The following is a 12,047-nucleotide window of genomic DNA, read 5'->3' as shown; positions in this document are numbered from 1 at the left end:
GGATGACACGGTTTATCTTGAAACGTCTGGCCGAATTGCCGTTTGTGCTATTGGGCGTGTCCCTCCTGACTTTTCTGCTGGTCCGGCTGGTGCCCGTGGAGCCGGCGGAAGTGATTCTGCGGCTGTCGAACTTGCCCGCGACCGATGAGGCGGTGGCGGAGGTTCGAGCCGAATTGGGGATGGATGAGCCGCTCTACGTCCAATATGGGCTATGGCTTTCCCGGACGATCACGTTTGATTTCGGGTCTTCCTATGTGAGCAAATTGCCGATTGCGGACGAGATCGCCGCCAAATTTCCGGCCACCCTCCAGCTGGCCCTGTCGGCCTTACTGTTAACCGTCTTGATCGGCGTGCCGCTGGGCATTCTATCTTCACGATTTCATACCCGCTGGATGAATCGGGTCATTGCGGTTTTCATGTACATAGGCGCGGCTATGCCGCGCTTTTGGCTCGGTTTTTTGCTTCTTTATGTCTTTTCGCTCAGGCTCGATTGGCTTCCGTCTCAGGGCAAGGCGGGCTTAGCGCATCTCATTCTGCCGTCGCTCACGCTGGCATTGCCCCAGATAGCGGTGGTGGCCCGGCTGCTCAGCAGCCAAATGCTGGAACAGATGCGGGAAACCTTTGTGTTGTTTGGTCGATTCAGGGGGCTGGGCGAAGGCTTCATTTTGCTTCGTCATGTGCTGCGGAACGCCCTGGCGCCGATTGTTACCGTTCTGGGACTCGGCATCGGGAATATGCTGGGCGGAACGGTGATCGTCGAGCAGGTGTTTGGTTGGCCCGGCATGGGCCGGTATTTGATGGAATCGATCCTGAACCGTGACTATCCGGTGATTCAAGGCTACGTATGGCTGATGGCGGTTGTATATGTCACGGTGAATCTGGTGGCGGACGGAATACAGCGGCTGCTCGATCCCAGAGCGGAGTATGGGGAGGGGAAGACATGAGGCTGAATCCGGCAAAGATGAACGCTTCGTCCTTCGGGACTCGCCGGATATCGGGCGGGGATACGTGGCTCGCGGGAGCCGCGCTGGTCTTCCTGCTGCTGCTTGGCGCGGCCGGGGCGCTGGCTCCCTGGATCGTGCCGAACGATCCGGACCTGGTCGATCTGGCCGTCAAATTCAGTCCGCCTTCCTGGGAATATCCCTTTGGAACGGACCATCTGGGCAGGTGCATCCTGTCCCGGCTTTTGATGGCCATCCGTTATTCCCTGGGGGGAGCTGTTATCGTTATGGTGTGCAGCGTTGTCACAGGTACGGTTGCGGGGGCTTTCTTTGCCTGGAAAGGCGGTCTCCTTGATCGGTTGTTTATGCGCTGCTGCGATCTGCTGCTGGCGTTTCCGACCCTTGTCCTGGCTTTTGCGCTTGTCGGAGTCCTGGGCCCCGGATTTGTCAATTTATTGCTGGCTCTGATCTTTTCACAATGGATTGCCTATGCCCGATTTGTCCGCAGTCTGGTTCTGTCTTTGAAAACCGGCGATTATGTGCGGGCGGCGATCGTCTCGGGGACCTCGGGCTGGAAATTGGTGCGGAGGCATCTTATCCCCCAGGTGGCCATTCCCGTGGCCGTGCTTGCGTTCCTGGAAACGGGAGGCGTCGTGCTGGATATGACGGGGTTGACGTTCCTCGGGCTGGGTGTTCAGGCGCCGGAAGCGGAGTGGGGGATGATGTTAAATGAAAGCAAGTCTTATATTTGGCAGTACCCTTGGCTTATGGTGTATCCCGGAATAGCCATTTTGCTTACGGTCATTGCCTTTAATTTGATCGGGGATGGGCTTCGAGCCCGGTTCGACCCCAGGGAGCGGTGAGGATGCGGACGGAATTTGCAAGCCATGCGGCCTTGTTGGACTTGCGGCATGTCACGGTTAGTTATGGGCGGAACCAATCTCGTGTGCTGGATGACATCTGTCTGTCTCTCCCTCCCCACGGGGTTCTGGGCGTTGTAGGCGAGAGCGGCAGCGGCAAAACGATGTTGTGCCGGGCCGTGATGGGTTTGCTTCCTTCGGGGTTCCGGATAGCGGAAGGCGAGATCCGGTTCCGTGGAAGCCCGATTGGAGGATTGTCTTCGGGACAATTTCGTTTGCTCCGAGGGAGTAAGATGGCGATGATTATGCAGAATCCGATGGCGTCGTTCAATCCGCTGCGCACGATTGGGGCTCATATGACGGAAACGTTTGGCCTTCATCTTGGCCTAGGCAAGAAGGAGGCGGCCGAATTGGCGGCAGAGTCTCTTAGTAGAGTCCGGTTGCCGCGGCCGGCGGATTTGATCAGGCAGTATCCGTTTCAGTTAAGCGGAGGTATGCTGCAGCGGGTGATGATCGGCATGGCTTTGGCCGTGAATCCCGATCTGATTATTGCGGACGAGCCGACCACCGCGCTGGACGCCTGCAACCGGAAAGCCGTTTTGCGGGAACTGCAGCAGGCGCAGCGGGAAACCGGAGCTGCGGTTTTGCTCGTCACCCACGACCTGGACGTGATCGCGGAGATGGCGGATACGGTCGCTGTAATGCGGAGCGGCCAAGTGGTGGAAACCGCGCCGTGCGCCCGATTGTTTGATGCGCCCGAGCATCCTTATACCCGCCGCCTGTTGAACACCCGCCTAAGCTTTCCGTTGAATTCAGACACGTTATATCCGGCAGGAGGAGATAGGGCTCATGATTCTGTTGGAAATAGATGAGGTGACCAAAACCTTTCCCGCGAAGACCGGGGGATGGCTTGGGAGAAACGATTTCCATCTGGCGCTTGACCGGGTTTCGCTGCGGATCGGGGAGCGGGAATGCGTCGCTTTGGTGGGGGAATCGGGGTCGGGCAAAAGCACCCTGGGCCATCTTATCCTGGGACTGGAACGGCCCGATTCGGGCGCGGTGCGATTCATGGGACAAGAATGGCATCGCATGACGCCCCGCGAGCGCCAACCGTTTCGCCGCTGGATGCACGCGGTGTTTCAGAACAGTTCCGCCGCGCTCAATCCCAGGATGAAGGCGGGAGACATCGTGCTCGAGCCGTTGTATAACTACGAAAAGGCGGGGAAAGCGGCGCTGCGGGAGCGTGCCGGCGAACTGCTGGAGACGGTGGGGCTTGATCCTGCGTCCGCGGACCGTTACCCGCATCAGTTCAGCGGTGGGCAGCAGCAGCGGCTGGCGATCGCAAGGGCGATTGCGGTACGGCCCAAGCTGATTGTATTGGACGAAGCGACAAGCAGTCTGGATGCCATCACGCAGTTCGAAATCCTTGCGTTGCTGAAAGAACTGCAGCGGAGTTTGAATATGTCCTATTTGTTTATTACCCATGATATAAAGGCGGCTTGTGTCTTTGCCGACCGGCTGCTGGTCATGCACGAAGGCCGGATTGTGGATGAGGCGTTTGCTGATCTGGCCGAGAACCTTTCGCATCCCGCCTCGCTGAAATTGCTCGATGCCATGCTCATAACACATCCGAGCCAAAGAGCGCGTCTCCTTGACAGAAGGGACTGATTTCGCGCGGCGGAAAGCCTTTCGGCCTATACGGCCGAGTTGGCGCATGAATTGAACAGGTTGCGATTTGCGAGTATAATCGTATTAATTACGATTGTTTCGGACGCACAATAACCGAGCTCGGGAGCAATGACTTCCAGGAGGTGCAATAGCCATGATGAAAACGATGAACGAGCCATCCGTATTGGTTGCCGAAGATCTGGATGTGCGCTATGCGGATGCCGCGATTGTGAGGAGCCTGAGCTTAACGATCGTTTCGGGCAAAATTACGGCGCTTACCGGGACGAACGGTTCCGGCAAATCCACGCTTTTGAAAGCCATGGCCAGGCTGCTCAAGCCGTACCAGGGAACGGTTTATTTGGATGGAGTCGCGATTTCAACCTTATCTACAGCCGCCGTGGCCCGCCAGCTTGCCGTCCTGCCGCAATCCCCGGAAATTCCGGCAAGCCTGACGGTAAGGGAGTTAGTCGAGCAGGGAAGATACCCGCATGCCGGGCCGCTGCGCATGTTGAAAAGACAAGATCATTCGGCGATTGATGATGCCCTTCACCTGACGGGGATGACGGGCTTCCAGCACCGGATGCTTGACACGTTATCCGGCGGCGAACGGCAGCGGGCCTGGATTGCCCTGTCCTTGGCGCAATCGACGCCGGTGCTTATGCTGGATGAACCGACCACTTTTCTGGACGTTCGCCATCAGTTGGAAATCCTGGAGCTGATCCGCCGCTTAAACCGGGAACGGGGGATGACCATTGTAGTGGTACTGCATGATTTGAATCAGTCAGCGAAATATGCGGATCGGATGGTCGTGCTGCAGAAGGGCCGGATTGTGGCCGATGGCGAACCCGACGAGGTGTTGACGGTTCAAACCTTGGAGCAGGCTTTCGGCATTCATGCGAACGTCATCAAAGATCCGGATAGCGGCAGCCCCGTTTTTTTACCGTACGCCATTGTGGGGAAAAGCGGCGAATGATGGCTGAAAGAGCCATCCGGGCTTTTGTGCGGAAGCAAGCAAGGGTTTGTACGAAAAAACGTACAAACCCTTGCTTGTAATGGACAGGTCTAGCAGAGCTCCGTTAGCGGTTCGGGACAGGCTCCAAAATCACAAGTTGGATTTTGAACCAGCCGCTGAAGAGACCAGCTTTACACGGTCGGCTTGCCGGAATGGTGTCTGCGCACCGTAACTACAATGTCCCGGCCTAATGCATCCAGAATGGTCAGCATCTTCTGTGCCGAGGGAGAGTCGGGCTGTTCAAAGATGATCTCGCTGGCCGGGATCTGGGCATGAATCGGTACGACCCAGCAGCCGCAGCGCAGCAGAATGGTCGACAGGTGGTAGACGGTATTGGAGGCTGAATGATCCGCCGCTACCCCGATCACTCCGGCGATTTTGCCGCGCAAATGATCGGGGCCGAGGAAATCGAGCACATTTTTGATCGCGGCGGAATAGCTGCCGATGTATTCCGGCGAGGCAAACACCAGGGCATCGGCTTGTTCAACCTGCCGGCGAAGCGCATGGACGGCTTCCGGATACAGCGACGGATCGTCGCGCCCATCGCATAAGGGCAGGGGAGACTTGCGCAGATCAAACACAGACGTTTCCGCCCCTTCCCGCTGGGCCGCCGCCAAACAGCGGGTAAGGGCCAGCTCGGTGCGTGAACGCTCGCGCAGACTTCCCAGCAAACCGAGCACATGAACGGATTTCATAGGCTTTCCATCCTTTCTGCAGTTGCCGAAGATGGCAATCTCAATATGGGGTGATAGATGATCTCTCGGGTCATTGGCACCAGCGTTACTTGATAGCGGTCGGGCGGGAAGCCGCGGCTCATGCTGCGTCCGCTGTGCCACTCCTCCAGCAGCAGGGAAATGGTCGCGCCGAGCCAATGTTGTTCGGGACGAGTGAACGGAAGGCTGGGATAATTGATCTTCTCCGCATGGGTCCATAAATCTTGAAGAACATCAGGGGAAGAACTTGCGGACAGCAGCCGGGTCGTCAAATCCTCTAACCCTAAATAAGGTCCCATCAGAGGGCCAAACCGGACAAGCTTGCCTTCCAGATACAGCGGCGCCCAAGGGGTTCCCGTAGCATGGAAGGCTTCTTCCGCATGCCGGAACCAATCCTTGCGAAAGTAGCCGGCAGCGACCAGCACATACTCGGTTCGGGAATCAAGCAGCCGGGGATCCTCTGAAGTTTCGCATGGCGTGCCGGATAACGATAAGAGAGTTTTCAGCACGGCGGATAGATCGGCATGTCCAACAATGGCGGCGCGAACCGGCGACGAAAGCGGGGGATGTTGCTCCTCGGCCCCCAGCTTGGACAGGGCCAGCCGAAGTTCATCCGTCAGCTCGTCTTCCCGCCATTCGCGGCTTTGTCCGGCGCGAAGCGCAGCCCAGTGGTTAACCGAGACGGTTTCTTTAAAATTCACGCGGACAAGCTGGCCGTGCTCGTTCATATAATAGGATCGTCCGTCCCGGCCAATAAACGGCACACAGGCTGGAGATATGCGGTACAGGGGCATGGGATCACCTTATCCGGTAGAATTTTCAAGCACGTGCTTTACCTATATTGTGAAGGGGATCGCAAGGGGACGATGTGTTCGCCGACACCAAAGATGCGTGTTGCGCCGGACCTTGCGGAGTCACCGGGATTGATATGCTTAGGGAGCGGGTGAGCGTGAGATCGCCTGACAAGCTGGGGAAAGGAGGGATCGGGAATGAAAAAGGAGTTTTCGCAAGCCGAAGAGCAAAGCATCTTCGAAGTTCTGGATCAAGTGAACGCGGCCCCGGTGCAGGTGGACCCGCATCATCATGCCCTTGTTCATAATCCGTTTGTTTGGGAAGATCAGGAATAAGGCCTGAATTATTGACCAAGTAATGCAAAATGCAAAAAGCTATTCCTCTCCGGAAACGGAAGGAATAGCTTTTTGTTGATTTCTTGTTCATTAGCGCCGAGGATCGGTTTGCACCAACCTGCCGACTTCGGAGGAAGGGGCGGAAGGGAACACGATCAGCCGATTTTTGCCCAATTGTACATGAGAAATCTGTCCCTTCTGCTCAAGCTCGTTCATCATCCGGGTGACGGTGGAACGGGTGGAATTGATCGCGTTCGCTATATTTTCATGGGTTAGGACAAAAGGGATCAGACGTTGTGTCTTTCTAAATTCGACGCCAAATTGCTGGTTGAGGAAGGCCATAAACAGGTTCAATCGTTCGCTTATATATTTCTGCCGGCAAATCATCGCAAGCTGCAGCGAGCGCCAGGAATGGGCTCTTAATTTGGTCAGCAGCTGCACCATCTGCTCGGGAGACAGAGACGCCGGCTCCAAAGCGTGGATCCGAATACGGGATGCGGTCTGGGCCCGAACCTCGTATACCGTATCCGGCGTGTCGGGAAATTCGGCGGCCATCCCGTGATGAAGAATGTCGGTTAGCGATTGTTTGCCGTCGGACCGCACGCTCCAGATGAAGGCGAGTCCTTTTTCGATCTCATAGACCTTGTGCTGCTCCATCAAAATAATTTGATTGAACCTCGCATGGAGGAGCATGAATCCCACCCCTTTCATTAGCTGTGAGGCAACGGACGGCGATTGATTTGATCTTCCGTGAGCGGCCGCGTTGTCCAGCCAAGCTTGCAGGGAATGGAGTAGAGTCGGCCCGGCCCCAGATAAGGAAAGGCGGTTGGCGCGTTGGGAACAAGGCCCGGCACGATCACTCGGGTCACATAAAGCCCTACATCTCTAATGTCCGGTGTCGTCACCTCTGCGTAGAAAGCTTCCAGATCAAGCGTGGACAACTTGTGCGCCAAAGCTTCCACGGTATAAGGAATTTCCGCATCGGAGGGGAGCATGGCCGCCTCCTCGGCATTCAGCAAGCTCGAGATTTCGGCGTGGGTGGCGGGATCCATGTAATATTGCGAATTCAGGTAGAGATCAACCATATCCCGGTAGTCGGCCCGGAATGCCGACCGGTAACCGCGGCCCGCGCGATACGGTTTCAGCGCCTTGTCGTTCAGGATTCCTTGCTTCATGGCGTTCCAGGTCGGGCTGTCCGGTTCAAGCAAGTCCAGCGCGATATGATAGGATTGAGCAGCCTCAGCCGCCGCTTTAAGCGCCGCCTCTTCGGCCGAAAAACGGGCGGCAAAGCCCATGCATACGATATGCTGCCGGGCATCGTACAGCAATGAGCCGATGACGGGAATGCCCGAATCGTTCGGGATCGGAAACCACTTGAAGCTCACGGGACTGTCCGCCTGAATCGGTTCCATGTAGGACCGGAGACGGGGATAGGCACTGGCATTCAAAGCGGGCAGCGGAGCATCAGCCCCCCACCAGACGGCAACGGCATCTCGTTCAATAAGTTCCAGAAGACCGGAAATGATGGCATGATTCAGCGTCGAACCGCAAGCGATGCCTGCATACTGAACAAAATGAGTCTGCGGCTCGCCGCGAAATGCCTCTTGATGATAGTTGATGTAGACGAGAGAAGCGGGGAGCCAGGTTCGGTAGCCGCCCGTTAAGGATTCGCCTTCGATCCAGTTCATGACCAGATCCCGATCCATCGGAACAAACGGAAATCCCGCGGCAGTATACTGATTGTGGGAATAGAGAGGAACCCTTAACGGATCAAGCAGCTTGTATCCCTTGGCCGTCAGCTCCTTATAAGATCCCTTTAGCAGCGGCCCTCCAATGTAGTTGCCGCAATAGCGTTCCACGGCTTCGCCGATGGCGGCCAGGCGAGCCTTTTCATCGCTAAAAGCGGTCCCCCCGGCGATCCGGTCGGAAGGGATGCCTGCCAGAATGAAGCCGTCCGCCATTTGCGCACGCCATGAATAAATTTGCCGGGGGAGATTCGGATGGATCGGCGCAGGCGTCAATCGTGTGATAAAGCCGGTGCGTCTGTCGATAAGCTGTTCATACAGAGGTTTCGTTCTCATAGTACCACCTTTCCAAAGCATCATTATGACAGGGAAGCATTAGACATGATGGTCGCATAACATCGTGCCAGACCGTTTGATCGGCCGGGACAAAACGGGTTTGGTGCAGCGAATCTCCTAACGTGTTGAGCGAACGGGCATATTCGGGAAAACAGCTGCTGCTGATGGAAATCCGGATTCGACTTCCCCGCGGCAGCCATTGACATACCGGTTTCAGTGAAATTTCGGCCTCTTGTTCGGCGATGGCTTCCTGGACGGCTGCGCTTACACAGCGGGCTAAGCCGCTCGTAATATAGATGGCGCTGTCCGATGAGTCAACCTCCGACAAGCAAGCATAAAAATCGGTTTGGCTCGCCGTCGAGCCGACCCAAAGGCGCAGACAGGCGGAGCCGGCCAGAAGCAGGCCCTCGTCAAGCGGATCGGATGTATAGCAAAGCACATCGCTTCGGGCATCGAGATCCTGCCGAAAGCTGGGGTATTCCCGTGCGGGAAGAGGGTGTGCGGGATCATAGCGATAATGGCAAGAAGGGTACGGTTCCTCCCGATCCGGCAGGCCTTCCTGCAGCCGCATCCCCTTGCCGGTCAAATAAAAGGTTCTGGTTATCGTTCCGGGCAGCGGCCAGGCCGGCGGAGCGATCCAGCGGCCCCTCCCCATCGCAAAAATCAGCACGGACGGGAAACTCAAAGGTTCCCCCTTAAGCGTGTGCCTCAACCAGTTGATTTCCATCTGAGCTAAAGGCAAACGGGCATGCGGCCCATAGCTGCGAGCCTCATAACGAGGCGTTTTGTTGACCTCATGCGTCCACGGCCCGATGATCAGGCTTTGCGGACGGGGATCGGCGCGCTCGGATAAGCTGCGATAGTTGTTCAGCAGGGCGCCGATAAAAGCGTCGTGCCACCCTCCGATATGCATCACGGGCCGGCGAATATCGGACAATCGGATGGTCTCTTGTTCGGCTTCGGGATCGATCGCCCGCGGCCAATGACGGAGCTCCATCGGGAACACAAGAGGCAACTCCTTGACAGGCAGATGCCAAATGGCGTCCGGGCAGCGCGCATACGCTTCCCAAAAACGTTCCTGCGCGCTGACTCCGGAAGTGCCGAAGCTGGCTTCCCACCATAATCGATCGAGGAGATGGAAAGCTCCGGACGAGTGAAAGGCGGTTTCGCGCAGCCCCATCGCCGGCACAAGCGTGATCAAGGAGGAAATCAGCCCTTGTTCGTCGCCTTGCACTGCGGCATAAGCGGCAAAAGCCCCGTACGAGCTGCCTTCCAAGGCTACCTGTCCGTTGCACCAGGCTTGGGCGATCACCCAGCGCAGCGTGCACAGCCCGTCGGCCTCTTCATCATGATAGGGAAGCCACTCGCCTTCCGATCCATAACGTCCGCGAACATCCTGAGCGACAAAGGCGAACCCGGCGGACGTCCAGCCCTTCGCCGTTTCGGCAAATTGCATTTTGTCATATGGCGTTCGGGTGACAATCACCGGAAACGGACCGTCTTCATCCGGCACAGCAATCAGACAGGACAATAGAACTTCGTCGTCCGCCGGGATGGACATGATCGAGATACTCACGATTTCCCTCCTAAAAAAGACTTGTCAAATTCACCATTAATCGTAATAATTACCATTAGTGATAACGATTCTATATCCATTTTTCTGGAAAGTCAAATTTCTTTTTCGTAGAGGAGGGGATGCTTCATGATGATTCAACGCCGCTTATTTCTGTTGACCGAAGGGATCCGCATGGCGCTTGTCCGAAGAATCGCCATCGGCCTGGCCATCGGCGGCTGCTATATTGCCCAGGGGCTGCTCACGGCGCTGCTGGTCGCCGACATGTTTAAGACGACGATCGCCTGGGACCAGGCCGTTTGGCTATTGGCGGGCATCGCCTGCATGCTTGCGGTGCGAACGTATTTGGTATGGCGCCAGGAGATCAGCGCTAAGAAGACGGCCGGAATCATCAAGGGCGCGCTGAGGCAAAGATTGTTCGGGCGTTTGCTTGAATTGGGGCCGTATCATCTGCAAGACGAGCGTACCGGGCATATTCAATCCACGCTCGTAGACGGGGTGGAGGGGCTGGAAGCGTACCTGACGTCTTATTTGCCGCAAATCGCCATTACCGTCTTTAGTTCGGCAGTACTGCTCGGCATTATGGCAACCCTGAGTTGGCCGGTCGCGCTCGTACTGCTCGCGGCTATCCTTGCCGCGCTGTTCGGACCGCGTCTTTGGGACTGCCTGTTAAGCAGCAGGGGCTTTAATCATTGGGCCTCTTATGCCAAGTTTCAATCGCAGCTGCTGGACAGTCTGCAGGGAATGATCACCTTGAAGGCCTTTAACGCCGGCGTTCGACGCGGCGAGGAGTTGAAACGCGAATCGCAAAGCTTGTATCGCAAGACGATGAAGCAACTGTCCATCTCCTTGATGGATAGCGGCATCGTCGGGCTGGCCACCGCGCTCGGATCGGCCATCGCGGTCGGCATCGGCGTGTTCCAGGTGGCAAGCGGATCGCTTGAGATCGGAAGCCTGCTGATGATTTTGTTTTTGTCTGCCGAATGCTTCCGGCCCGTCGGCGATCTCAATAAACATTGGCATGCCGGATTCCTGGGCGTTTCGGCCGCTCCCGGCATCTTAGAGCTGTTGGACAGCAGGCCGTATGTACGGGATGAAGGCACGAAGAAGCTTGCTGTTGCGGGAAACGTTGTCTCGGTGGAAGTCGATCATGTTACTTTTGCCTACAGTGAAACTTCGGCGCCTGCCGCCCTCGATGTTTCCTTTAAGATCGAGCCCGGTGAGACCGTTGCGCTGGTCGGGTACTCCGGCTCGGGCAAATCGACGATCGTTCAACTGCTTGATTCCGTTCGGTTTGCTTACGAGCCGGGAGCCTCCGGTCGCCCAGCCCTAAGCGATGTTTCATTTCGCGTAGATTCAGGGCGCAAGCTGGCGCTGGTCGGACCGTCGGGCGCCGGGAAGAGCACCTGTCTCCAACTGCTCATGCGGTTTTGGGATGTTACGGAGGGAGCGGTCCGCATCGGCGGTGTGGACATCCGGAAGCTTAAGCTGGAGGAGCTTCGCGAGCTGATCTCCATTGTCCCGCAGGATGTCTATCTTTTTCATGCGAGCATTCGCGAGAATATCCGGCTTGGCAAGCCGGAGGCGACCGATATGGAGGTGGAAGCGGCTGCGGCCGCCGCCTGCTGCCACGAATTTATTGAACAGCTTCCGGACGGTTATGAGACGAACGCCGGGGAACGGGCGGTTCAGCTGTCCGGCGGGCAAAGGCAGCGAATTGCGTTGGCTCGGGCCTTTTTGAAGGATGCTCCGATTCTGTTGATGGACGAAGCTACCTCGAATCTGGATGCCGACAATGAGCACAGCGTGCAGCAAGCACTTGCCCGGGTGGCCAAAGGAAAAACGGTGATCATGATTGCCCACCGCTTATCGACGCTGCGGCTGATGGATGAAGTGTTGGTGCTTAAAGACGGAAAAGTCGCGGATCGCGGCGCAAAGGAATCCTTGCTCCAGAAGGAAGGATTCTATTTATCGATGACGCAAGCCGATGCTAAAACGTAATTATTACACTTTAAAACTGTAATAATTACGAATATAATAGGGACGATGTTATTATTTTTTTTGGAGGTCGA

At 56.5% G+C, this 12,047-nt stretch carries 12 protein-coding genes; 7 read left to right on the top strand and 5 right to left on the bottom strand.

Going from position 1 to position 12,047, the window contains the following annotated elements:
* The first annotated feature begins 2 nt into the window (after positions 1-2).
* The 5 genes from nikB to EHV15_RS32950 all read left to right on the top strand — a co-directional run bounded on the left by nikB (position 3) and on the right by EHV15_RS32950 (position 4,442).
* Positions 3-944, top strand: a complete 942-nt coding sequence (gene nikB / locus EHV15_RS32970) for a nickel ABC transporter permease (RefSeq protein ID WP_128634986.1) — start codon at positions 3-5, stop codon at positions 942-944.
* Complete coding sequence (locus tag EHV15_RS32965; RefSeq protein WP_246061864.1) at positions 941-1,804, top strand: ABC transporter permease; 864 nt, start codon at positions 941-943, stop codon at positions 1,802-1,804. The genes nikB and EHV15_RS32965 overlap by 4 nt, the downstream gene beginning before the upstream one ends.
* A 2-nt stretch (positions 1,805-1,806) precedes the next feature.
* Positions 1,807-2,673 (top strand): ABC transporter ATP-binding protein, encoded by an 867-nt coding sequence (locus EHV15_RS32960; protein ID WP_128634985.1) that lies wholly within the window; start codon positions 1,807-1,809, stop codon positions 2,671-2,673.
* Positions 2,651-3,469 (top strand): ABC transporter ATP-binding protein, encoded by an 819-nt coding sequence (locus EHV15_RS32955; RefSeq protein WP_128634984.1) that lies wholly within the window; start codon positions 2,651-2,653, stop codon positions 3,467-3,469. The genes EHV15_RS32960 and EHV15_RS32955 overlap by 23 nt, the downstream gene beginning before the upstream one ends.
* A gap of 154 nt (positions 3,470-3,623) precedes the next feature.
* Entirely contained in the window at positions 3,624-4,442 is an 819-nt protein-coding gene (locus EHV15_RS32950; protein ID WP_128634983.1) for an ABC transporter ATP-binding protein, read from the top strand.
* Positions 4,443-4,612: 170 nt separating this feature from the next.
* Here the strand turns inward: EHV15_RS32950 and EHV15_RS32945 are convergent, their stop codons facing one another.
* Positions 4,613-5,176 carry an NADPH-dependent FMN reductase gene (locus EHV15_RS32945; RefSeq protein WP_178076022.1) on the bottom strand — a complete coding sequence of 188 codons (564 nt, stop codon included), beginning with the start codon at positions 5,174-5,176 and terminating at the stop codon, positions 4,613-4,615.
* The gene (locus EHV15_RS36775) at positions 5,173-5,922 is read right to left on the bottom strand and encodes a hypothetical protein (RefSeq protein ID WP_178076021.1); all 750 of its coding nucleotides are present in this window, start codon (positions 5,920-5,922) and stop codon (positions 5,173-5,175) included. The genes EHV15_RS32945 and EHV15_RS36775 overlap by 4 nt, the downstream gene beginning before the upstream one ends.
* Before the next feature lie 261 nt (positions 5,923-6,183).
* Here EHV15_RS36775 and EHV15_RS36770 point away from each other — a divergent pair, with 261 nt between their 5' ends.
* Positions 6,184-6,321, top strand: a complete 138-nt coding sequence (locus EHV15_RS36770; protein ID WP_178076020.1) for a hypothetical protein — start codon at positions 6,184-6,186, stop codon at positions 6,319-6,321.
* A 90-nt stretch (positions 6,322-6,411) separates the two neighbouring features.
* On the opposite strand, the gene EHV15_RS32940 is transcribed toward EHV15_RS36770, so the two are convergent.
* The 3 genes from EHV15_RS32940 to EHV15_RS32930 are packed head-to-tail and all read right to left on the bottom strand — an operon-like array spanning position 6,412 to position 9,978.
* Complete coding sequence (locus tag EHV15_RS32940) at positions 6,412-7,014, bottom strand: Crp/Fnr family transcriptional regulator (protein WP_178076019.1); 603 nt, start codon at positions 7,012-7,014, stop codon at positions 6,412-6,414.
* A 17-nt stretch (positions 7,015-7,031) separates the two neighbouring features.
* The gene (locus tag EHV15_RS32935) at positions 7,032-8,402 is read right to left on the bottom strand and encodes a YcaO-like family protein (protein WP_178076018.1); all 1,371 of its coding nucleotides are present in this window, start codon (positions 8,400-8,402) and stop codon (positions 7,032-7,034) included.
* The gene (locus EHV15_RS32930) at positions 8,380-9,978 is read right to left on the bottom strand and encodes a CocE/NonD family hydrolase (RefSeq protein ID WP_128634979.1); all 1,599 of its coding nucleotides are present in this window, start codon (positions 9,976-9,978) and stop codon (positions 8,380-8,382) included. The genes EHV15_RS32935 and EHV15_RS32930 overlap by 23 nt, the downstream gene beginning before the upstream one ends.
* 126 nt (positions 9,979-10,104) lie before the next feature.
* On the opposite strand from EHV15_RS32930, the gene EHV15_RS32925 reads away from it, so the two are divergent.
* Positions 10,105-11,976, top strand: coding sequence for an ABC transporter ATP-binding protein/permease (locus tag EHV15_RS32925; protein ID WP_128634978.1), 1,872 nt, complete (start codon positions 10,105-10,107; stop codon positions 11,974-11,976).
* The last annotated feature ends 71 nt before the right edge of the window (positions 11,977-12,047 follow it).

It is taken from the genome of Paenibacillus oralis, from assembly GCF_003863965.1.
Taxonomy (GTDB): Bacteria; Bacillota; Bacilli; order Paenibacillales; family Paenibacillaceae; genus Fontibacillus; species Fontibacillus oralis.
This window is presented reverse-complemented; position numbering and strand designations above follow the sequence as displayed.